This is a genomic window from Legionella lytica (assembly GCF_044626755.1).
Classification (GTDB): Bacteria; Pseudomonadota; Gammaproteobacteria; order Legionellales; family Legionellaceae; genus Legionella; species Legionella lytica_A.
Genome location: NZ_JBGORX010000001.1, coordinates 1,254,970 through 1,274,951, shown reverse-complemented (window position 1 = coordinate 1,274,951; position 19,982 = coordinate 1,254,970). Strand labels below are relative to the sequence as shown.

Genomic DNA, 19,982 nt, shown 5'->3' with positions numbered 1-19,982 from the left:
TAAGATCATTGTTTTACCCTTGCTTAGTTCCAGGATTTTTAGTATCCAGCTCATTCATTGTTCCTTCTATATCTATTACTGCAATATGAGGCTAATATTTTCGCTTAAATCTTGTTGCCGACTAAACGTTTCATAATCTTATTGTCTTTTTAAACACCAGATTGTCTTACAAATAAAATCAGATTATAATGCGGCTCTTTTATTTTTCGCACTAGATTCAATACTAGAAATCAAGGTTTGTCATGAGTTTTCCTAAATTTTATGTAACTTACGGCGTTATGGACACGGATGCTGGAGCCAGTCCCTTGGGCCATTCGTTGTTACTGTTTTCAAAACAAAATCAGAAAGATAGTCCTGTTGAGGTTGTTGATAGCATTGGTTTTTATAGTCAGCCAAGCACAACAAAAGATCCAATTATTAAATCATTAAAAAGCTTCTTAGGCTTTAATATTGATTTACAAGATGGACATGGCGTCTTACAGCAAGAATTACAACGCTATTTAAATGGTAAAGGCCTTCGTGGCATTAGTTTTCTTGTGAATGAAACACAATTTACACTCCTTCAAAACAACTACAAAGAACGTATGCGGGAAGAACAAGAGGCAATAGCGGAGTTAAATGCTGAACTAAGTGCCAAAGGTTCGCCAGCTAATGGCTACACAAGATATTTGGCGGAAAAAGAAAGAGCTCAAGCAGAGCAAAGAAGTCCGAGACTACACCCTTTTCATGTCACCATGAAAACAACGCTAAAGGGTTTTAACAGCAGCGCATCTTATACATGCAAGAATAGAGCTTTAGATTTCCTTTCTGATGCAGGGATTATCGATGTTGCTCTTAGAAAAGAACTTGAAGGGGGTCATGCTCAACAAGCCTTTCCTCGTTTTCATGACCTAGCTCTTCCACCAATCCCGTTAGTTACAACGGGAGAGCCCGAGGAACATCACTCAAGCAAAGGACAAATATTTCATAATCCAACATGGGCAAAAAACAGACTTTTTTGGGCAACAACACCTGAAGAGCCCGGTAAAACGGGAACCCAGGATTATCGTAAGCTGAGAGCAACTTTAGACAAAATTGCTAAAACAACATCTGAGCTATATCAAATGATTGATAGGCCAGAAAGACTCAATGAAAATGAGCTGCATCAGCTCAAATTTCAATTAAAACAAGTACAAAAGCTTTCCTGTCTTTTTATCAAGCCCCAATTAAATCATGGAGCCACATTACAAGAGCATGTACTTAAAGCAGAAAAAGTATTACATGCCGCAAACTTAACCTTAGAGCATCACCACATTAATGCTTCATTTCTATTGAGTGTTTATGCAAGTCTTAAGGCACCACACAGTATAGTTGGACTCTTAACGATGCTTTTATCGGCGGCAATATTTTTCGTAGCTCCTACCGCAGGTTTAGCTCTTGGAGCGCTAAGCGGAATAGCAACTGGGCTATCACTTTATGGTTTCTACAAAGACAAAAATCAAGGTGTCAACGATTCAGAGACCGATGAAGTTTTCGACTTGTCGGATTTAATGTTGAACAATAACTCTGTATTTTAATATGTTTTGAAGTTTTTTTTCATGGCCCTTCTATGTTATCCGATGGGCTGAGGGTAGATACAAAATTTTCCATTATTTTTTGCGTGAGGAAGTCCTGGTTGCTGGCAACCAGGATATATGTATTTAGATTGCTGCTTCCAGAGCTGGAGTTTTTACTGCGAATGCAGCTAAAAGATCATTGGCTAATTCGCGTAATTCGCCAGCTAACAAGGTAAGGGCTGCATCCCTTTGTTGTAACTCTTCGTCCAGCGCTTTAATTTCATTGAAATCGTCAACCAAATAATCAAGGCTCTTCAATTTCTTAAAGGTGAAATCATGGGTTAAAGTAAATTGAATACGTTCTTTCCAAATTAATGAAATTTCAGAGGTAACCATGCCTTGCTCAAGCAAAGTCAAAATTTCATCTGCAGGTAATTCATAGCCTTTGCAATGAATTCGTTTCTTTTCATTATCCAAGGAGAAGAGCACACAATCAGACGCTAATTGGAAATTTGCAGGAAGACTTGCTGGGGATTGTATCCATTCTGCAAAACGTACAGCCAGATTTTCCGTATGTGTGATTGGGTCAATGCTAATACCAGGAACGGATTTACGCAGTAACGAGGTGAGCTGGGACGCTTGGTTATTGCTGGAAGCATTAATAATAATTCGCTTACTTGCCGTATCCAGAATAGCTAATAATCTTTTTTGGATGCAAAATGATTTAGGAAGTAACTCAAACTCAATATCTTCTGCCATTTGCGCTTTTTCGGCACGTTTAATCATACGGCCATGTTGGTTTTCAAGTGCTTGTACACGTTCAGCAAGCATTTTATTAACTACGCCCCGAGGTAGTAAGCGCTCTTCTTTGCCCATACAAATAAGAGAGGTACCTGCAACTTCCTGAACTAATTCATCAGAAAAAACTGGACTCCAACCATAAATAAACCGTGCGTGCGGGGGGCAGGGTTTGAGAATATTTTCAACTAAAGACGCTTCTAAAACGCTCGCGTCATCCAGCTCAAATTGATAAATAAGTGCGTTATTAAACCACATGAACAACTCCTGATTTACATAATATAATAAGTGCCAATTGCCATGGTCCTATTATACGGAAGTTTATAAAATTCGATATTTAAATTGGCAGAATAATTACGAATTAAAAACGCAAATAACTTTTCTTGCCAGAAAAAGGCTAATGATTTTCTGCTTTTTGAAGCTAAAATATTAGGAATTTCAACCATATAAGTTGCCCGGTCTTTATTAAACTTGAATGGCAAAATATTTTTATCCGATGCTCGTTCGATAGCGCGAGGAATGGAAACTGTGTCCATAAAACCATAATGTAAGGTTAAGTTATAGACCCGTTCATCAAGACAGGTTACTTCATAACGCTGGCTGTAATGTACATAAGGAATATTATCCACGACGTAATTTACAATGAGCACATGTTCAGGAACAGAGCGACTGAGTTTTAAAAAATGTAAAAAACTGCCACCGCTTTTATCATAGACATCAGTAATGAAAACCGCAGTCAAATCAGTAAGTTGATTTAAGTTTTTATACTGAAGTTGCTTTAAAATTTTAGAAATATCTTCTTTATTCATATAGAAATTGCAACGTAGATATTCCAATCCATATTTCCAGGTATACATAATGGTGGCTAAAATGAAAGCAAAGGTAACGGGTACCCAGCCCCCAGTTAAGAATTTATGAGCATTTGACCCAAGGAAGGCAAAATCGACCAGGAGGAATGAGCCAAAGATTACAAATGTTTTAGTTTTTGACCATTGCCAGAGGTAAATTGCGGTATAGGCGACCATAAAATCAACCATCAGCATATAAGCATTTACAGCTATTCCATAGGCATGCGCCATTTTATCTGAGGTTTGGAAGGTATAAGAAAGGGCGATTGTACCTACGAATAAGATAAAGTTGATCTGTGGAACATAAATTTGCCCGGAATATTCTTTTGAAGTTTGTACTATAGGTATCCGTGGACATAGGCCTAACAAAACGGCTTGTTTGGTTAAAGAAAATGTTGCTGAAATTACCGCTTGTGAGGCAATGATGGTTGCAATAGTTGCCAGGATAATTAATGGTAAATAAAACCAACTTGGTGCAATCATATAAAATGGATTGCTAATGGCTTCAGGGTGTAAGAGTAAGTTAGCACCTTGGCCAAAATAGTTTAATACTAGGCAGGGGAGGACCAGGAAAAACCAACTGGTGCGAATGGGATTTTTTCCAAAATGACCAATGTCTGCGTAAAGGGCTTCACCACCAGTCACAACAAGAAAAATACCACCTAATAATAAATAACCTTTAAAACCGGTGTCACGCAGCATCGTGATGGCATAGTAAGGATTGATTGCTTTTAGTACTACGGGTGCCGATATGATCTGAATAACACCGAGTATTGCGATGGTCAAAAACCAGATCAAGGTTAATGGGCCAAATAAATAACCAATACTGGCGGTGCCTATTGATTGAATCATAAAGAGAAAAATCAAGATCACTATGGCTGTAGGAAGAATATAGGGTGTAAATGAGTGAGATAAAGTACTTAATCCTTCAACGGCGCTTATGACGGAGATGGCTGGGGTGAGCATCCCATCTCCTATGAGTAGTCCTGCGCCAAACATTGCGAGGATATAAAATAGCGGGATGTATTTGGCATCTTTGTGTTTTAGCAAGGCCAACAGAGCAAGGATACCGCCTTCCCCCTCGTTATCGGCGCGAAAAATCATAATTAAGTACTTAAATGAAATAATAATAATTAAGCACCAGAAAATCAGCGATAAAACCCCTAAAATATTCCCTTCAGTTACGCTGAGATTTTCTAAAGTAACTTTTAATGCATATAAGGGACTGGTCCCTATATCCCCGAATACAACGCCTAAAGCAGCTAATGTAAGTCCATAGGAGAATTTATTTGTTTTTTCCATAGAAACAACGCACCTTGTTAAAAGAGACAATCCTCATGTTTATTACCAATATGCATTCACTGCTAATACATAAGCCATGAAATGAGAGGTATTTTTCCCGGAAACCGGAAACCACACACCACCAATCACCCCTACATTAGAATTAAAATTATACTCTAGTGCTGGGGCGAGCCCATACTCAACATATTGTTGGGAGCCAATCGCTGCCAAGTCATTGTTTACAATATCTAAAATACCATTAAAGCGGCTTGCTTGTCCCTCAGAATAATAGCCTTCCATCACCGCAACCCAGTTTTGTGTCAGGGTATACTCAAAAGCCAGATCCACGTTATCTTCAGCACCAGGATTGATTCGACCTCGCGTATTGGCTGTTCCGCCAAAGCTATTTATTCCCGTAACATTTATTGAGGATGAATAAAGGCGAGAAACCATGAAACGTGTACGTAAATAATGTGAATCATATATTTCTTTCAAGTATTGAAAGTTTGCTGCAATGAGCGTTCTGTAGCTGCCTAATCCGGTGGCATCAGTTCCTAAAAATGCGGGATTTAGCCGATCATATGTTCCCGTAGGAAAAGTTTCCTGAACAAAAAAACGAATGTCAGGGAGCCATTTTGATTTTTTTTGCTCTACTAATTGTAGTCCTACCCCTAAAGAGCTATCTGTGACTCGGTTATAGTGTACTCCGCGCGTACTGTTAAACGCATAGGGTACTGATATTTGTACATCAAGCCAGTCAGTAAACCCATGAGTCAGGAGGGGGTTTAAAAGGACGCTGTTAAATAGAGGTGTTCGACGAAATTTTCCGGAACCGTTGTAGATACCATCGGTTTCTACATCAATACCGTATAGTTCAAAATTGGTATGGCCACGTGGCACAGTATGACCTGCTGGCGCCAAGATTGGACCTGTAAACCAAGGAGCGGCGTAGGTGAATTCGCTAAGGCTAGCACAAAGAAAAAGCGCGAATATTTTTACATAATTTGACATAAGCATCCCTATTATTTTTTTTATTTAGCGAATTGCGATAGCCTGATGAAAAGACTACACCTTACCTTAGAAAAAACCGTTTAGCGAGGAGCGCTATTAGGCGTTTTTCAGTAGTAAGTTAGCCTGGGAGTACTTGTTTCGAAGTATATCTATTGCAGGTCTACGGTTCTTTGTGTAGATTAGCCGATTTTTGTCCGTTGGGAAATAGATAATGAATGCAAAAGTCATTTTGCTTGCTGCAAAGCAAAGCACTGTATTACGTGGCCATCCTTGGGTTTTCCCTAAAGCAATCGCGCGTACCTCTGGGAAGCTTGTGACGGGTAATTTAGTCGATATTTACAATACGGATGAAGAGTTAATTGGTGTGGGTGCTTATAATGAACACTCCTTATATCGCGTCCGTGTTTTAGCCTTAACCAATGAGAAAATTGACCGAAGTAGTTTCTATACCATAATCACTCATCGTCTAAAGCAAGCCCATTTAGTAAGACAATGCTTAAACTTACCTAATGAGCAAACAACCGCGTATCGTTTTTTTAACAGTGAGGCAGATGGCTTATCTGGATTAACTATTGATCGTTTTAATCAGATTTGTGTGGTTGCGAGTTCGGCTTATTGGGTTGAAGCAAATAAGGATGTGATTAGCAAGGCATTACAAGAGCTGTTTCCCAATGATCAAATTATTTGGATGCCGCAAGCGAAACCTTTAGGGCAGGATGGTTGGAAGCAAGTAAATCCGCAAGTGGTTGAGCAAAGTGCTCAAGTGCTTGAAGCGGGTGTGATGTATCAGGTTGAATTCGCTAATGCGCAAAAAACCGGTTTGTTTATTGATCAACGTGAAAATCATCAACGCATGGCCCAATTAGCCAAAGGGAAAAAGTTATTGGATTTATATAGTTACACTGGGGGTTTTGCCTTACATGCTGCTAAAGCTGGAGCAACCAAAGTAACTGCGGTTGACAGCTCTGCTCAAGCAATTGCACAGGGGATTAATAATGCTGCGCTAAATGATTTGACTGATATTGAGTTTATTGAAGCTGATGCACGAGATTATCTGATGAAAGCTGGTGAGTATGACATTGTTGTATTGGATCCACCCAAGTTGGTTCCCTCTCAGCAGCATATTCAACGTGCAAAAAACTATTATCGATTTTTACATCGCGAAGTGTTTAAGCACATGAACTCAGGCTCTTTATTAATGACCTGCAATTGTTCTTCAGCACTTTCATCACAAGAGTTTTGCTCTTTAGTTAGTGCTCAAGCAGGCGCGGTTGGTAAACAGGCGCGTGTTTTAGGCGTGTATGGTCCAGCAAGTTGTCATCCTACTTTAGCGTCTTTTCCCGAAGGAAATTATTTAACGGCTGTGTTATTAGCTGTCGTCTAAGAAATGTCGTAGCCCCTTATTAGACGAAGTCATAATAGGGGCTATGATTCCCTTCATCTAACCTCCAGCAATGACGGAATATAGACTAGGTGGATGCTTTAAATTTTAAATTCTGAGGTCGTCATTGCTTAAGAAACGTTCATACATCGACACATGATTTTAGGTATGAACCGTTCTATCTCGATTTTTTAAACATTCTAAAACATCATAAAAACTCAATTCACTGGCTTTTAACAGAACCAACAAATGGAAGATTAAGTCTGCGCTTTCATTAATAAACTCTTCATTATCCCGATTCACGGCGGCGATTACGGTTTCTACTGCTTCTTCACCAACTTTTTGTGCGCAACGACTGATTCCGGAGTCTAACAATTTGGCGGTATAGCTATGTTCCTCTTGCGTGTCCGCGCGCTCATTAATAATGTCAATTAATTCACCCATAAAGCTTAGTGCACTGTTGCAGTCAGGTTGATAGCAGCTGTTAAAGCCTAAATGGCAGGCAGGACCTTTTGGCAAGACTAAGATTAACAGACTATCACTGTCACAATCCGTACTAATTTGTTGGACTGACATCGTGTTACCTGAGGTTTCACCTTTACGCCATAAGCGTTTGCGACTACGACTGTAGAGTGTAAGTTGGCCTGTGGTTATGGTCGCAATTAATGATTCTTCACTCATGTAACCGAGCATCAATACCGTACCTGTTTCCGCATTTTGGATAATGGCGGGTAATAAACCATTCATTTTTTGCCAATCTAAGGCGCTAATTTCTAATTGATTCATAATCGTACCTCAATATTTTTTTGCTTTAGTGCGGATTTAACTTCATTAATGGTTTGTATTTTGTCATGGAAAATACTGGCAGCTAAAGCACCACTCACTCCTGATTGCATAAATACCTCCGTGAAATGTTCGAGAGCTCCGGCACCTCCAGAGGCAATAAGAGGGACTTGGCATAGAGCGCGCATTTCCCGCAATTGCTCTATATCATACCCAGTACGTACTCCATCGGATTGCATACAATTCAATACAATTTCTCCTGCGCCGCGCTCTTGAACTTCGCTTATCCATTCGCGGGTTTTACGTTTCGAGTTTAAGGTTTTGCTCTCATCACCGGTATATTGGTACACATAATAATCATCCTTAATCCATTGGCTATCAATACCAATCACGACGCATTGAGTGCCAAACTGGCGACTTAATTCGTTAATTAAATCCGGATCTTCTAGCGCAGGGCTGTTAATTGATACTTTATCTGCTCCTGCATTTAAAATTGATTTTGCCTGATTGCTCGACCGAATTCCACCGGCAACTGTAAATGGAATATTAATTGTGGCGGCAACCTGGTTAACCCAGACAGGGCAAACAGTCCGTTGCTCTGCGCTGGCGGTGATGTCGTAAAATACGAGTTCATCAGCCCCTGCTTCAGAATAGTAGGCGGCCAAGTCTAAGATATTGCCAATAATGCGGTGATTGCGAAATTTTACCCCCTTAACCACTTGGTTATCTCGCACATCAAGGCAGGGAATGATTCTTTTGGTTAACATAATTCATACTCCTTGAGGCTTTGGGCTAAATCAAGAGTCCCCTGATACAGGGATAATCCTAAGATTGCTCCGGCAACACCTAATTGATTCAATGTGGTGAGATCCTCTTGATTACGAATTCCTCCGGAGGCTTGCCAGGCGATATTCGGAAAACGTTCTACCGCTTCTTGATAGAGTGGAAAACTTGGTCCTTGCATCATGCCGTCACATGCAATGTCAGTGCATAGGATTTGTTGGATGCCTAGTTGTTGATAATAAGCTACTACATCCCACAAATTGTCATTGGATGCTTCTTTCCAGCCATGGGTTGCAGGAATAGGGAGCCCATTGCCAATGCGGACATCTAAAGCCAAAATAATATTTTCAGAACCAATTTCAGCACAAATTTCGGTAGTCAGCTGGCGGTCTGTCAGGGCAATACTGCCAATTACTAAATTTCTAATACCCGCAGCCGAACAGGTTCTTGCTTGTTCTAAAGAACGAATCCCTCCACCTGCTTGTACTTTAATTCCTGTATTTTGCATGGAGCAAATTAAAGGAAGTTGTTGCATATTGCCAGTTTGCGCCCCATCTAAATCGACAATGTGTAAGCGTTTTGCTCCTAATTGAGCAAAATAGGCTGCACGTTCAATTGGCGATACCTCAAATGAGATAACCTGATCAAATTGTCCTTGTTTGAGGCGTACACAGCGCCCATTGTGTAAATCGATTGCTGGAATAAGAATCATACAGCCTCCAGTTCTAAAAAGTTTTTTAACAAGAGCATTCCTGTTTGTGCCGATTTTTCGGGGTGGAATTGCATGCCCCAAACGTTATCTTTGTTTACAATGGCAGTAAATTGCTCACTGTATTCACAGCGAGCAAGAGCATACTCTTGAGTTGTTAGTGCGTAGCTGTGAACAAAATAAACGTAATCGTGCTCACTTAAACCACGTTGCAAAGGTGAGTCTTGACACCATTGCAGTTGATTCCATCCCATATGGGGTACAGGAAAGTCATTTTCTGGTCTTAAACGCTTTATTCTACCGGGAATTAGCCCTAAACAATCAACCTCAGATTCTTCACTGAAATCCAATAGTAATTGCATGCCCAGACAAATTCCCAGCAGAGGCTGGGTTAATGATTTAAGTACCTCCACCAAGCCATGATTTTGTAAAGAACTCATACCATAGTCGGCAGTGCCAACCCCTGGAAGAATGACATGGCTGGCATTACGGATTTGTTGAGCATCGTGGGTTAATACGTAATCAAACCCCAATCTGCTTAAAGAATTTCCTAGAGAGGTCAGGTTATTACCACTGACATCAATTACCGCAATCATAAAACCCCCTTGGTGGATGGCATCGCATTATTTGTTTTCGTGCACGCTTGCCGCAATGCTCTTCCCAATGATTTAAAGCAGGCTTCAACCATGTGGTGGTGATTGGTGCCACTAACTTGCAGGTGTATGGTGGCTCCAAGGGCGCAAGCCAGAGACTGGAAAAAGTGAGGCACCATTTCTGTCGCTATTCCTCCCACAAACTCGCGGGTAAATTCGGCTTTAAAATCACAGAAACCGCGCCCACTAATATCGATGGCAATGGAGGCCAGGGATTCGTCCATCGGCAGGGTGAAACCGTAGCGATTAATACCCCATTTGTCACCTAAGGCTTGTTTTAATGCCTCTCCCAAAGCAATCGCGGTATCTTCGATTAAGTGGTGATCATCCACTTCGACATCGCCCATCGCCTCTATGGTCAGATTAAATCCACCGTGTTTGGCAATTTGTTCCAGCATGTGATCAAAAAAAGGTAGTGAGGTTGCAATGCTGCCTTTTTGATCTTCATCTAAAATAACCGTTAAGCAGATTTCCGTTTCTTTGGTTTTTCTTTGTATCGTTGCGCCACGGCTCTGAGTTAATATTGCTTGCGTAATTTGCTCCCAGCCATGTTCTTTAGAAACCGGTAAAAATTTAATACCCAAATTATCAGCCAACTCGCGGTCTGTATCACGGTCCCCGATAACCCAGGATGAGGGCAGGCTAATCGCCGTTTCTTTCATAAAGTGGTCGAGCAAGCCGGTTTTCGGTTTACGACAGAGGCAATTGTCTTCAGGCATGTGCGGGCAAACAAAAATACTGTCAAAAAAGACTCCCTGAGATGAAAACAAATCCAAGGTAAATTCGTGGCAAATACTAAAGTCTTCTTCGGGAAAAGATTCTGTACCAATTCCATTTTGATTGCTGACCATAATGAAACGAAATCCTGCTTCTTTTAATTGCAGCAAGGCTGGGATTACTCCTGCGGTTAATTTAATTTTATCTAGGGAATCCACTTGGTAATCAAATGGTTCTTCAATTAAGGTACCGTCACGGTCGATAAATAATATTTTTTGCATGCTACAACCCCGAAAGTCTATTTTTAAATGAAGATAAAGCAGTCATTACGAGCAAATTTTGCTGCTCATCACCCACGGTAATTCGTAGGTGATTATGTAAAACTGAATGGGCGGCAAAGCCTCTAATGGTGATGCCTTGTTGACTTAGCCAATGAACTAATTCTTTGGCATAAGCGGTTTGCACTAGAATGAAATTGGTTTCTGATGGGTAAACTTTTTCAATCAGCGGATTGGCCGCTAAATCCGTACTGAGTTTCAATCGTGTCTTTTTAATGCGTTCGATTGCTGTAGTAAACCAGGCATCATTGCTAAGTGCTTGCTGTGCTAGACGCATCACCACGCTGGATAGCGGGTAGGGTGCCATAATTTTGTTTAAAGCCTGAATGACTTGCGCTTGCGCAATGACGATCCCCAAGCGCAAAGCGGCTAAACCATATGCTTTAGATAAGGTGCGCAATACAATTAAATTCTCAAATTGTGAAACCAAAGAGCTTGCGCTTTGACGGTTAGCAAACTCGATGTAGGCTTCATCCACTACAATAACCGAGCGATTGGTGTATTCCTGGCACAGACTGGCAATAAGCTCTAAATCAATGGCGTTCGCTGTTGGATTGTTAGGGCTGCATAACATAATCATTTTGCAGTTTTCTTGCCAACAGCGATTGACCTGCGCCAGGTCCAAGGCAAAATTATTTGCTGGATCTAGGGGGCATTGAATTATTTGTGCTTGCTGTAATTGCACGTAAAATTCATACATAGAAAAAGTGGGGGGAAATTGCATGAAGGCATCTTGCCCAGCTTTTAAAAATAAGCGCACCAGGAGATCAATGCCATCATCAGAACCTCGAGTTAATACCAATTGATTGGGTTCTATTTGATAACGCTGTGCTAGCTGCTCTTGCAGTTGTATTTTATATTCCGCTTCGGGATAAAAATTCAAATCAATAGAATCTGCATTGATTGCTGACCATGGCAATTCATTCGCGTGCAGCCTATTTTTTATTTGCTCGGACCCGGCGAGGTAGGTCGGGATTTCCAATAGTTCAGGTCGTATTAAATTAAGTATGGACATTTAAACCCCCAGAGAATTAAGTCTGATTTCTACAGCATTCGCATGTGCGCTTAATCCTTCAATTTGTGCTAGCGTCATTGCTGCCGGTCCTAAATTTTTAATGCCTTCCTGGTCAATTGTTTGTACGCTAAAACGAGTTAAAAAATCTGCAGTGCTAAGACCATTATGATTGCGCGCAAAACCATTGGTAGGTAATACGTGATTGGAGCCCGTCACATAATCACCTAAAGTTTCTGCTGCCCAGGAACCTAAGAACACCGTACCTGCGGCATTGATTTGTGTGACCCAGGTGTCTGCATCCTGGCGGTTAATAATTAAATGTTCAGGTGCATAACTATTAATAATCTGCAATTGCTCCTCGCGCTGATTGCATAAAATGATGAAGCTATTCGTTAATGATTCTTTAATAATTTTTGAGCGTGTTAACGTATTGAGCTGTACTTCTAATTGTTGATTCACCTGTTGGGCTAGAAGTTCATTCTCACAAATTAAGATGACTTGTGAATCCACACCATGTTCTGCCTGGGCTAATAGATCCGCTGCAATAAAGGCAGGGTTTGCTTCATTATCCGCAATAACCATTACCTCTGAAGGTCCGGCAGGCATGTCAATTGCAGCGCCAGCAGGATCAGAGGCAACTAAAGTCTTTGCTTCAGTAACATAACTGTTTCCAGGGCCAAAGAGCTTATCAACTTTGATAACTGTTTCGGTGCCATAAGCCATGGCGGCAATCGCTTGAGCTCCACCTAAGGTATAGATGGTATCAATGCCGCATAAACGCGCTGCGACTAATAAGTGCTCATTAATACTGCCGTTTACATCCGGAGGAGTGCAAAATACCTTAACTGGGCATCCTGCGACCAAGGCGGGTATGGCTTGCATCAGCAAAGATGAAATCAAGGGTGTTTGATTTCCTCCAGGAACATATAAACCAACACGTTGAATAGGGCGATAAACCGTTTGGATGTTTACGCCATTTGTCGTGCTCATGCTCTTGCTCTCTGGCAAAAGAGATTGGTGGTAGCGCGTAATGGTTTCAATGGCAGTATTTATTGCGGTTAAAGCAGTGTGTTTTATCCGAGCATTTTGAATTTGCTCGTTGGATACTTGCAGTTTCTTTAATGCAATCCCATCAAATTTTTGGGTTAATTCCATCAGTGCTTTATCGCCAAAGGTTTGCACCTGTTTAATGATGTCTGAAACCCCCTTTTTCGCTGCAGTGGTTGGGAGGGGACGAGCCAAAATTAATTTTTTCTCTACCTCAGAAAGCGATTGCCAATTTTTAATTGCTAACATCATTGCTACTCCAACATCTTTTCTATTGGTAAAACCAGAATGGAACTGGCACCTAGTTCTTGAATGGTTTCCAGGGTGTTCCAAAATACCCGTTCACTGGAAACAACATGCACTGCGACCTTATCCTGATTACCGGGTAAGGGGAGGATCGTGGGGGATTCTGCTCCGGGTAGTTTTTCGGCGATGCGTTCTAATGCAGATTTAGGTGCATGAAAGACAATGTATTTGCGTTCTTGGGCTTGTTGTACGGATTGAATGCGACGGGCCAGCATGTCAAATAAATCTTGAAATTGTGATGAGCAATCGAGCTCGCTTTGGATTAAGACTGCCTGACTTTGGAGTAAGGTGTCTACCTCATAAAGTTTATTGTCTTCAAGAGTTTGTCCACTGGATACCAAATCACAAATGACATCGGCCATGCCCATACGCGGAGCTACTTCAATGGAGCCGGATAAAACCAGAATTTCGGCACAAATTTTTCGTTCTTGTAAATATTGAGTCAGAAGGTTTGGGTAACTAGTGGCAATTCGTTTGCCATCTAAGCAGCCTGGACCTTGATAATCAAAGGCTTCGGGAACTGCAAGCGATAAGCGGCAGGTGCAACTTCCGAGTTTAGCATTTGTTTTAAATGATTTTCCAGGATTAGACAGTGAGGATTCAAACAAGACATTTTCCCCAACAATGCCACCGTCGCAAAGGCCATCAAACACCAGAGTAGGAATGTCGTCATCACGGACGAATAACAAATCAATAGGAAAATTATCTACATGGGTAAGTAAGGCGTTGGGCTTGATCCGAAACTTTAAGCCACAACGTTGTAACAGGTTTAGCGATTCTTCCGATAAGCGCCCCTTTTTTTGTAATGCTAAACGTAAACGATTTTTCACAGCAACTCCGATCGATTTGCGATTAATTCATAACCGCCTGTACCAAAACTTAAACAGCGTGCAACCCGAGTAATGGTTGTAACACTGACCCCTGTTTGTTCATGGATTGTGCGATAAGGAATACCTTGTCGCAGAAGGGGAACGACCTGCCAACGATCCCCCATAGCCTCTAACTCAGCAGGTGTACAGAGGTCGGTAAAAAATTGCAGGGCCTCCTCTTTATTCTCCAGCAAGCTGATTGCATGCATTAAATCAGAAAGAGCAGAATGTTTTAGCGTCGTATGTGTTTTCATGATAATGTATTAACGTAGTGTAACATTGTTGCGATGTTAGAGGAGAATTGATGAGCTGTCAATAGGAACATAAAAAGGGATCGGGTGATGATTTTTTTATCAGGTGTAGCCTAGTTGCGTGCAACCGAGTTTATCTTAGAGCGATGTTTGGTACGAGAAAGAAACTGAATGAAAACCTGATTGCACGCAACCAGGTTATACTAATTTAACACCCATAAACTTGTTGATACTCTTCTAATTTCTTCACTTGCTCCAACTCATTGTTTGTTTTTAAATAATCAATCAAATCAAATAAATTAATAATTGAGTAGACATTAATACCCTGAGCTTTAATTTCAGAAAGGGTGGACTCATTGGTTAGTCCCCGTTCGCAACGATCGAGAGCAATAATTACTCCAGTGAGACTCCCTCCATGCTCTTTTATTAGGGTTTGTGCTTCACGAAAAGCGGTTCCTGCAGTGATCACATCATCAACAATAAGGGTATTCCCTGTTAAAGGCGCGCCAATTAATTGACCTCCTTCTCCATGATCCTTAACTTCTTTGCGATTAAAGGTCACTGTTGTTTCTGTACCTAATTCAGCCAAGGCCACCGCAGTTGCAGTTGCTAGAGGCAAGCCTTTATAAGCAGGGCCAAACAAATGTTCGAATTCCGCTTTATGCTCTAATAATGTTTGTGCATAAAATTGGCCAAGCTGGCGAAGTGCACTGCCTTGATAAAATAATCCCGCATTAAAAAAGTACGGACTCTTTCTACCCGACTTCAAAGTAAACTCGCCAAATTTTAAAACTTGGCAATCAAGCGCTAATTTTATAAAAGATGATTTCGTATGATTCATAGTGGTTTTCCAATGGCACAAAAAGAGGTTAATTATATTGAATTTAATAAAAAAATCTTAACAATACCCAAAAAACTGTTATGCTAATCTTGCTGTACGAAATTCCGAGTACAGAGTAAATGTTTATTATAACGCAGTTCTCTTTAGTGAGTTAACTTTTTACCACTTGGGCTTGCGTGACAATAAGCATAAATAAGTAAAAAGTTTAAAGACAAAGGGGATACTAATGTCACAGAGAGAGACAGGCCATGTAAAATGGTTTAATGAAAAAAAGGGATTTGGATTTATTATTAATCAGCAGGGTGATGACATTTTTGTACATTATAAAGATATACAAGGTGTGGGTTTCAAAACTTTGCACGAAAATGATCCTGTAACCTTTGTTCTTGATAAAGGGCCTAAAGGCTTAAAAGCTCAAGACGTTGCATTAGTTACGCAAGCAGAGTAAGTAAAAACCGATTACATTATTTAACTATCGCCGAGCATTTTTTTCAGCATAGGCGAAGGTTCGGATTTAATGTTGGGTTATTTATCCTAAATTAGGGTCGTCCTTTCGCTTTTGCCTTTTTATCTATAGCTATATTAAACGCTACTGTCGAATCGGCTGAGCGTTGAGTTCTATTCTTACTTGGTTAATAAATATTACTTTTTCATCCTCAGGTTTCTATCAAGGAATCTATCACTCTTCCCGTTCTTGGTACTTATGCTATTCATTAGATCCTTAAGCTCCACCTCCTATTAATTTTAACATAGCGTGAGCCGGGTTTTTGAATACATTTCAAAATTTATGTCATGGTACTGAGGTGATTGCAGCACGGAAAAACATTTACTTTCCACTAATACATGATTATTCTTGCCGCTTTTGCTTGTAGAACAGAGAGATACCTTATGGGTGTAGGTGTTATTTACCTTTTTAAAGAACGACGCTTTTTGCCTTTTTTCTTTACTCAGTTTTTGGGTGCCTTTAATGATAATGCATTCAAATTAGCAATGCTTACCATGATTAGTTATCATCTAACAAACACTCAGGCGCAATCCGAATATTATCAAGCTTTAGCCGGGGCTTTATTCATATTGCCATTCTTTTTACTGTCCGCAACGTCAGGACAAGTCGCCGATAAATACGATAAAACTAAAGTTATTCGTATCGTTAAAATTTTTGAAATATTTTTAATGATTATTGGTAGCTTTTCGCTTTATTACGGCAATATTTTTTGGATGATGTTTACTTTAACTGGGATGGGCACTCATTCAACATTTTTTGGACCGATAAAATATGCTATTTTGCCGGATCATCTCCCCAAAAAAGATTTGCTCGGAGCAACAGGATTAGTTGATGCAAGTACCTTTATTGCAATTCTCTTAGGAACCACTTTAGGAAGTTTAGCTATAGGAATCAAAGGTTCTACGCCTTATCTCGCTATTTTTATGACTATTTTAGTTGCGCTCTTGGGCCTATTGTCTTCTTTGTTTATCCCCAGTGCTCCGGCAACTTCATCAAATTTAAAAATTGATATTCAGTTTTGGCGTGCCACATATCGTTTAATAAAACAGGCGACCGAGCATTTTGGTATTTTAGTCGCCACGTTAATCCTCTCTTGGTTTTGGCTTTTGGGAACGGTTTTATTAACCAAACTACCTGATTATACCAATTATGTGCTGGGGGCTAATAATACAGTTTTTGCGCTATTTCTCGCTCTATTTTCTCTTGGAATCGCTGCAGGTTCTGTGACTGTTAACCTAATTTTTCGCGGCCGAATCGCATTGACTATAGTTCCTTGGGGAATGTTTGCTTTTACTTGTTTTACTGCGGATCTTTATTGGGCTTCCTCACAGATTCAAGAACATGAATCTTTATTAACATTCATGTCTTTTTTCACCAATAAAACGCATTGGCGTATTGCCCTTGATTTATTCCTACTGGCCTTTAGTGCGGGTTTATTCGTAGTGCCACTATATACTTATTTACAAGTTGCCAGCGCGCCAGAAAATAGGGCACGTGTGATTGCTGCCAATAATATTTATAACGCACTATTTATGGTTTTAGGCTCATTAATGGTTATGTTATTTTTGCATTTTAGTGCCGCAATTCCCCTAATGTTTTTGGTTTTAAGTGGCTTAAACGCAATGGCTGCCTGGCTGGCATGGCGTTTTTTAAAACGTGTCCCTATAGCAGGTTTAGTGTAGCCCAGGTGCTTGCAATCAGGGCTAATAATTATTTATTCACACTCAACCAATCCCGATGTGGAAGAAAATCACTATAAAGCTTAGCTTCTGGACTACCTGCTTCGGGTTGCCAGTTATATGTCCAGGAAACATCGGGTGGCAGCGACATCAAAATCGATTCAGTTCGACCTCCGGATTGCAAGCCGAACAAAGTTCCACGGTCATAAACTAAATTGAATTCTACATAACGTCCACGACGATAATTTTGGAAGGTTTTTTCTTGAAGTCCAAAAGGATGTTCTTTTCGACGAGAAACAATAGGGGCATATGCTTTGATGTAGTGATCCCCAATACTTTGCATTAAGGCAAAACTATGATCAAAGTTGACCTCATTGTAATCATCAAAAAATAAACCACCGATACCGCGTGCTTCATTACGGTGTTTAATAAAAAAATACTCATCACACCATTTTTTAAAACGAGGATAAATGTCTTCACCAAAAGGTAAGCAAGCATTTAATGCTGTTTGATGCCAATGTTGGCAATCTTCTTCAAACCCATAATAAGGCGTTAAATCAAATCCACCGCCAAACCACCAAACTGGGGAAGCTCCTTCTTTTTCGGCAATAAAAAAGCGAACATTCGCATGAGATGTTGGAATGTAAGGATTATCCGGATGAATTACCAGAGAGACACCAAGGGCGCTAAATTTTCTTCCGGCTAACTCAGGACGATGGGCACTCGCTGAAGGTGGAAGCTGTTCTCCAGAAACATGAGAAAAATTAACACCAGCTTTCGCAAAGAGCTTACCATGAGTCAATACACGGGTGATACCGCCGCCACCAGCAGGGCGTTTCCATGCATCTTCAACAAATCGAGACTGGCCATCCAAATCTTCAATAACAGTACAAATATTGTTTTGTAATTGCAAAAGATAAGCTTTTACTTGCTCTATAGCATCTACAGGAAGTTCATAAGTAATTGACATGGCGAGTACTCAAATTTATATTAGATCGATTATTGCTGATGTTGCATGTAATCATCGAGGATCGTTGGTTAGCTGCAATGGGTTATTTTCTCATTTATTTAGAATTGGCACAATGTTTGTGCTGAGGGATGTAAAGTTACAAGGGAGTATGTATGTCACGAAATCTTGACTCTTATTTTGGCATTCACGCCAAAGCCTTAATTGGACGAGATCAGAGATCCTCTTTGTTAGCCAATAACCTGGCCAATGCCAATACACCAAATTTCAAAGCACAGGACGTTGATTTTAATAGTTTTCTCGCCGAACAAATGGCCGCAAGCGCACAGCAAATGGCCGTTACTTCAGCGAATCATATTACTAAGAACGGTGATCTTGCGGCTAATACGAAGTTTCGTGTCACGGCGCAGACGGCTTTAGATGGAAATACGGTTGATAAAGATTTGGAAACCATGGAATTTGCTCGTAACTCTCTGAATTATCAGGCAAGTTTGACTTTTCTTAATAATAAAATTAAAACTATGATGCTTGCATTGAAAGGAGAGTAGGGATGTCTATCGGTTCGATTTTTGATATAGCAGGTTCAGCCCTCACTGCTGAAACTGCTCGTTTAACTAGCAGTACCTCAAACTTAAGTAATGCCAATATAGAGACAGGTGAGGTCGATGATGTTTATCGCGTGCAATATCCTGTATTCAAAGCAATACAAGAAGGTGCAAATCAATGGATTGGGGATCAGGTAAAAGCTGGTGTGCAGCTCAAAGGAAACTATGTCAGCAACGCAGACCCAATTAAACACTATCAACCAGATAATCCTATAGCAGATAAGAATGGGTATGTATATACACCTAATGTGAATTACGCTGAAGAAATGGCCAACGTTATTTCTGCTGCGAAGTCTTATCAAATGAATCTTCAATTAGTTAGTCAAGCAAAACAATTAATGCAACGTACTTTGCAATTAGGTGAGTAAGGGGAAAGGGAATGACAACAAATTCAATAAATGGAGTAAACGGTGCGGCTCAGATGTCGGCTAGTCAAATGGCTCCCCAAAATTTGGGACAGCAGGATTTTTTGCGGTTAATGGTCGCTCAAATTCAAAACCAAGATCCCATGCAGCCGCAGGTAAATGGTGAATTTTTGTCACAACTCGCGCAATTTAGCACAAACGATGGCGTTAATAAAATGCAGGAGTCCATGCAGCAAATGGCAAACTCCTTGCAATCAAATCAAGCCTTACAAGCTTCCGCATTAGTAGGACGCAAAGTTTTAGTCAATAGCGATAGCCTTAAATTGGATAAAGAAGGTGATGTAAAAACGGCTATTGATATTCCACCAGGAGTAAGCGACATCAATGCATTTATTTATGGCGCATCGGGCGAGCTGATAAAAACAATTCCTATAGGTCAGCAAGTCCCAGGGTTCTATCAATTCGCTTGGGATGGCATCAGTCAGGATGGAAGCCGCCTACCAGAGGGGCAATACAAAGTAGCAGTACATGCTAAATATATGGGTAAAGAGGTTGCATTTAGGACGATGACCTCTGCGAATGTAGATAGCGTAAGCCTTGGCCAAAATGGAGATGGTTTAAAACTAAATGTAGCTGGGGTCGGAGCAGTTTCATTAGACCAGGTAAAACAAATAACGGTATAGGACGGAGACAAA

The 19,982-nt window shown here is 40.5% G+C and carries 21 protein-coding genes; 7 read left to right on the top strand and 14 right to left on the bottom strand.

The features are described from left to right. The first annotated feature begins 242 nt into the window (after positions 1 to 242). Positions 243 to 1,556, top strand: coding sequence for a hypothetical protein (locus tag ACD661_RS05285; protein WP_400186799.1), 1,314 nt, complete (start codon positions 243 to 245; stop codon positions 1,554 to 1,556). A 123-nt stretch (positions 1,557 to 1,679) separates the two neighbouring features. Here the strand turns inward: ACD661_RS05285 and ACD661_RS05280 are convergent, their stop codons facing one another. From ACD661_RS05280 to ACD661_RS05270, 3 genes are read right to left on the bottom strand one after another with little or no spacing between them, the layout of a single operon-like run. Then, complete coding sequence (locus ACD661_RS05280; RefSeq protein WP_400186798.1) at positions 1,680 to 2,591, bottom strand: recombination-associated protein RdgC; 912 nt, start codon at positions 2,589 to 2,591, stop codon at positions 1,680 to 1,682. Positions 2,592 to 2,605: 14 nt separating this feature from the next. After that, positions 2,606 to 4,483 (bottom strand): potassium transporter Kup, encoded by a 1,878-nt coding sequence (locus ACD661_RS05275; RefSeq protein ID WP_400186797.1) that lies wholly within the window; start codon positions 4,481 to 4,483, stop codon positions 2,606 to 2,608. 42 nt (positions 4,484 to 4,525) lie between these two features. Further along, a complete protein-coding gene (locus ACD661_RS05270) occupies positions 4,526 to 5,473 on the bottom strand; it encodes a hypothetical protein (RefSeq protein ID WP_400186796.1) in 948 nt (315 codons plus the stop codon). 211 nt (positions 5,474 to 5,684) lie between these two features. Between ACD661_RS05270 and ACD661_RS05265 the strand changes: the two genes are divergently transcribed. Continuing rightward, on the top strand, positions 5,685 to 6,857 hold the full coding sequence (locus ACD661_RS05265; RefSeq protein ID WP_400186795.1) for a class I SAM-dependent rRNA methyltransferase: 1,173 nt from the start codon (positions 5,685 to 5,687) through the stop codon (positions 6,855 to 6,857). Between the two features lie 159 nt (positions 6,858 to 7,016). Here the strand turns inward: ACD661_RS05265 and hisIE are convergent, their stop codons facing one another. The 10 genes from hisIE to pyrE all read right to left on the bottom strand — a co-directional run bounded on the left by hisIE (position 7,017) and on the right by pyrE (position 15,166). Beyond that, on the bottom strand, positions 7,017 to 7,640 hold the full coding sequence (gene hisIE, locus ACD661_RS05260; RefSeq protein WP_400186794.1) for a bifunctional phosphoribosyl-AMP cyclohydrolase/phosphoribosyl-ATP diphosphatase HisIE: 624 nt from the start codon (positions 7,638 to 7,640) through the stop codon (positions 7,017 to 7,019). Then, entirely contained in the window at positions 7,637 to 8,404 is a 768-nt protein-coding gene (hisF, locus tag ACD661_RS05255) for an imidazole glycerol phosphate synthase subunit HisF (RefSeq protein ID WP_400186793.1), read from the bottom strand. Before hisF ends, hisIE begins: the two co-directional genes overlap by 4 nt. Beyond that, positions 8,398 to 9,132, bottom strand: a complete 735-nt coding sequence (locus tag ACD661_RS05250; RefSeq protein ID WP_400186792.1) for a 1-(5-phosphoribosyl)-5-[(5-phosphoribosylamino)methylideneamino] imidazole-4-carboxamide isomerase — start codon at positions 9,130 to 9,132, stop codon at positions 8,398 to 8,400. The genes hisF and ACD661_RS05250 overlap by 7 nt, the downstream gene beginning before the upstream one ends. After that, positions 9,129 to 9,725 (bottom strand): imidazole glycerol phosphate synthase subunit HisH, encoded by a 597-nt coding sequence (gene hisH / locus ACD661_RS05245; RefSeq protein WP_400186791.1) that lies wholly within the window; start codon positions 9,723 to 9,725, stop codon positions 9,129 to 9,131. The genes ACD661_RS05250 and hisH overlap by 4 nt, the downstream gene beginning before the upstream one ends. Beyond that, positions 9,722 to 10,780, bottom strand: a complete 1,059-nt coding sequence (gene hisB, locus ACD661_RS05240) for a bifunctional histidinol-phosphatase/imidazoleglycerol-phosphate dehydratase HisB (RefSeq protein WP_400186790.1) — start codon at positions 10,778 to 10,780, stop codon at positions 9,722 to 9,724. Before hisB ends, hisH begins: the two co-directional genes overlap by 4 nt. Position 10,781: 1 nt before the next feature. After that, the gene (hisC, locus tag ACD661_RS05235) at positions 10,782 to 11,852 is read right to left on the bottom strand and encodes a histidinol-phosphate transaminase (protein WP_400186789.1); all 1,071 of its coding nucleotides are present in this window, start codon (positions 11,850 to 11,852) and stop codon (positions 10,782 to 10,784) included. Next, positions 11,853 to 13,148, bottom strand: a complete 1,296-nt coding sequence (hisD, locus tag ACD661_RS05230; protein ID WP_400187231.1) for a histidinol dehydrogenase — start codon at positions 13,146 to 13,148, stop codon at positions 11,853 to 11,855. Positions 13,149 to 13,153: 5 nt separating this feature from the next. Beyond that, complete coding sequence (gene hisG / locus ACD661_RS05225; protein ID WP_400186788.1) at positions 13,154 to 14,035, bottom strand: ATP phosphoribosyltransferase; 882 nt, start codon at positions 14,033 to 14,035, stop codon at positions 13,154 to 13,156. Continuing rightward, a complete protein-coding gene (locus ACD661_RS05220; RefSeq protein WP_400186787.1) occupies positions 14,032 to 14,328 on the bottom strand; it encodes a YerC/YecD family TrpR-related protein in 297 nt (98 codons plus the stop codon). The genes hisG and ACD661_RS05220 overlap by 4 nt, the downstream gene beginning before the upstream one ends. A gap of 205 nt (positions 14,329 to 14,533) precedes the next feature. Further along, positions 14,534 to 15,166, bottom strand: coding sequence for an orotate phosphoribosyltransferase (gene pyrE / locus ACD661_RS05215; protein ID WP_400186786.1), 633 nt, complete (start codon positions 15,164 to 15,166; stop codon positions 14,534 to 14,536). Positions 15,167 to 15,392: 226 nt separating this feature from the next. Here pyrE and ACD661_RS05210 point away from each other — a divergent pair, with 226 nt between their 5' ends. Both ACD661_RS05210 and ACD661_RS05205 read left to right on the top strand, forming a co-directional pair. After that, positions 15,393 to 15,614 carry a cold-shock protein gene (locus ACD661_RS05210; protein ID WP_400186785.1) on the top strand — a complete coding sequence of 74 codons (222 nt, stop codon included), beginning with the start codon at positions 15,393 to 15,395 and terminating at the stop codon, positions 15,612 to 15,614. Positions 15,615 to 16,054: 440 nt separating this feature from the next. Then, complete coding sequence (locus ACD661_RS05205) at positions 16,055 to 17,353, top strand: MFS transporter (protein WP_400186784.1); 1,299 nt, start codon at positions 16,055 to 16,057, stop codon at positions 17,351 to 17,353. 28 nt (positions 17,354 to 17,381) lie between these two features. On the opposite strand, the gene hemF is transcribed toward ACD661_RS05205, so the two are convergent. Further along, positions 17,382 to 18,320, bottom strand: a complete 939-nt coding sequence (gene hemF, locus ACD661_RS05200) for an oxygen-dependent coproporphyrinogen oxidase (RefSeq protein ID WP_400186783.1) — start codon at positions 18,318 to 18,320, stop codon at positions 17,382 to 17,384. Between the two features lie 152 nt (positions 18,321 to 18,472). Here hemF and flgB point away from each other — a divergent pair, with 152 nt between their 5' ends. Genes flgB through ACD661_RS05185 form a run of 3 tightly spaced genes read left to right on the top strand, consistent with a single transcriptional unit; the run spans position 18,473 to position 19,970 of the window. Next, on the top strand, positions 18,473 to 18,865 hold the full coding sequence (gene flgB / locus ACD661_RS05195; protein WP_133135532.1) for a flagellar basal body rod protein FlgB: 393 nt from the start codon (positions 18,473 to 18,475) through the stop codon (positions 18,863 to 18,865). Between the two features lie 2 nt (positions 18,866 to 18,867). Then, positions 18,868 to 19,290 (top strand): flagellar basal body rod protein FlgC, encoded by a 423-nt coding sequence (flgC, locus tag ACD661_RS05190; RefSeq protein ID WP_400186782.1) that lies wholly within the window; start codon positions 18,868 to 18,870, stop codon positions 19,288 to 19,290. 11 nt (positions 19,291 to 19,301) lie between these two features. After that, positions 19,302 to 19,970: a flagellar hook assembly protein FlgD gene (locus ACD661_RS05185; RefSeq protein WP_400186781.1), complete on the top strand. Its 669-nt coding sequence runs from the start codon at positions 19,302 to 19,304 to the stop codon at positions 19,968 to 19,970. The last annotated feature ends 12 nt before the right edge of the window (positions 19,971 to 19,982 follow it).

Coding starts and splice junctions, on each gene's coding strand:
- ACD661_RS05285 (WP_400186799.1), top strand. CDS start 243: ATGAGTTTTCCTAAATTTTATGTAACTTACGGCGTTATGGACACGGAT.
- ACD661_RS05280 (WP_400186798.1), bottom strand. CDS start 2,591: ATGTGGTTTAATAACGCACTTATTTATCAATTTGAGCTGGATGACGCG.
- ACD661_RS05275 (WP_400186797.1), bottom strand. CDS start 4,483: ATGGAAAAAACAAATAAATTCTCCTATGGACTTACATTAGCTGCTTTA.
- ACD661_RS05270 (WP_400186796.1), bottom strand. CDS start 5,473: ATGTCAAATTATGTAAAAATATTCGCGCTTTTTCTTTGTGCTAGCCTT.
- ACD661_RS05265 (WP_400186795.1), top strand. CDS start 5,685: ATGAATGCAAAAGTCATTTTGCTTGCTGCAAAGCAAAGCACTGTATTA.
- hisIE (WP_400186794.1), bottom strand. CDS start 7,640: ATGAATCAATTAGAAATTAGCGCCTTAGATTGGCAAAAAATGAATGGT.
- hisF (WP_400186793.1), bottom strand. CDS start 8,404: ATGTTAACCAAAAGAATCATTCCCTGCCTTGATGTGCGAGATAACCAA.
- ACD661_RS05250 (WP_400186792.1), bottom strand. CDS start 9,132: ATGATTCTTATTCCAGCAATCGATTTACACAATGGGCGCTGTGTACGC.
- hisH (WP_400186791.1), bottom strand. CDS start 9,725: ATGATTGCGGTAATTGATGTCAGTGGTAATAACCTGACCTCTCTAGGA.
- hisB (WP_400186790.1), bottom strand. CDS start 10,780: ATGCAAAAAATATTATTTATCGACCGTGACGGTACCTTAATTGAAGAA.
- hisC (WP_400186789.1), bottom strand. CDS start 11,852: ATGTCCATACTTAATTTAATACGACCTGAACTATTGGAAATCCCGACC.
- hisD (WP_400187231.1), bottom strand. CDS start 13,148: ATGTTAGCAATTAAAAATTGGCAATCGCTTTCTGAGGTAGAGAAAAAA.
- ACD661_RS05220 (WP_400186787.1), bottom strand. CDS start 14,328: ATGAAAACACATACGACGCTAAAACATTCTGCTCTTTCTGATTTAATG.
- pyrE (WP_400186786.1), bottom strand. CDS start 15,166: ATGAATCATACGAAATCATCTTTTATAAAATTAGCGCTTGATTGCCAA.
- ACD661_RS05210 (WP_400186785.1), top strand. CDS start 15,393: ATGTCACAGAGAGAGACAGGCCATGTAAAATGGTTTAATGAAAAAAAG.
- ACD661_RS05205 (WP_400186784.1), top strand. CDS start 16,055: ATGGGTGTAGGTGTTATTTACCTTTTTAAAGAACGACGCTTTTTGCCT.
- hemF (WP_400186783.1), bottom strand. CDS start 18,320: ATGTCAATTACTTATGAACTTCCTGTAGATGCTATAGAGCAAGTAAAA.
- flgB (WP_133135532.1), top strand. CDS start 18,473: ATGTCACGAAATCTTGACTCTTATTTTGGCATTCACGCCAAAGCCTTA.
- flgC (WP_400186782.1), top strand. CDS start 18,868: ATGTCTATCGGTTCGATTTTTGATATAGCAGGTTCAGCCCTCACTGCT.
- ACD661_RS05185 (WP_400186781.1), top strand. CDS start 19,302: ATGACAACAAATTCAATAAATGGAGTAAACGGTGCGGCTCAGATGTCG.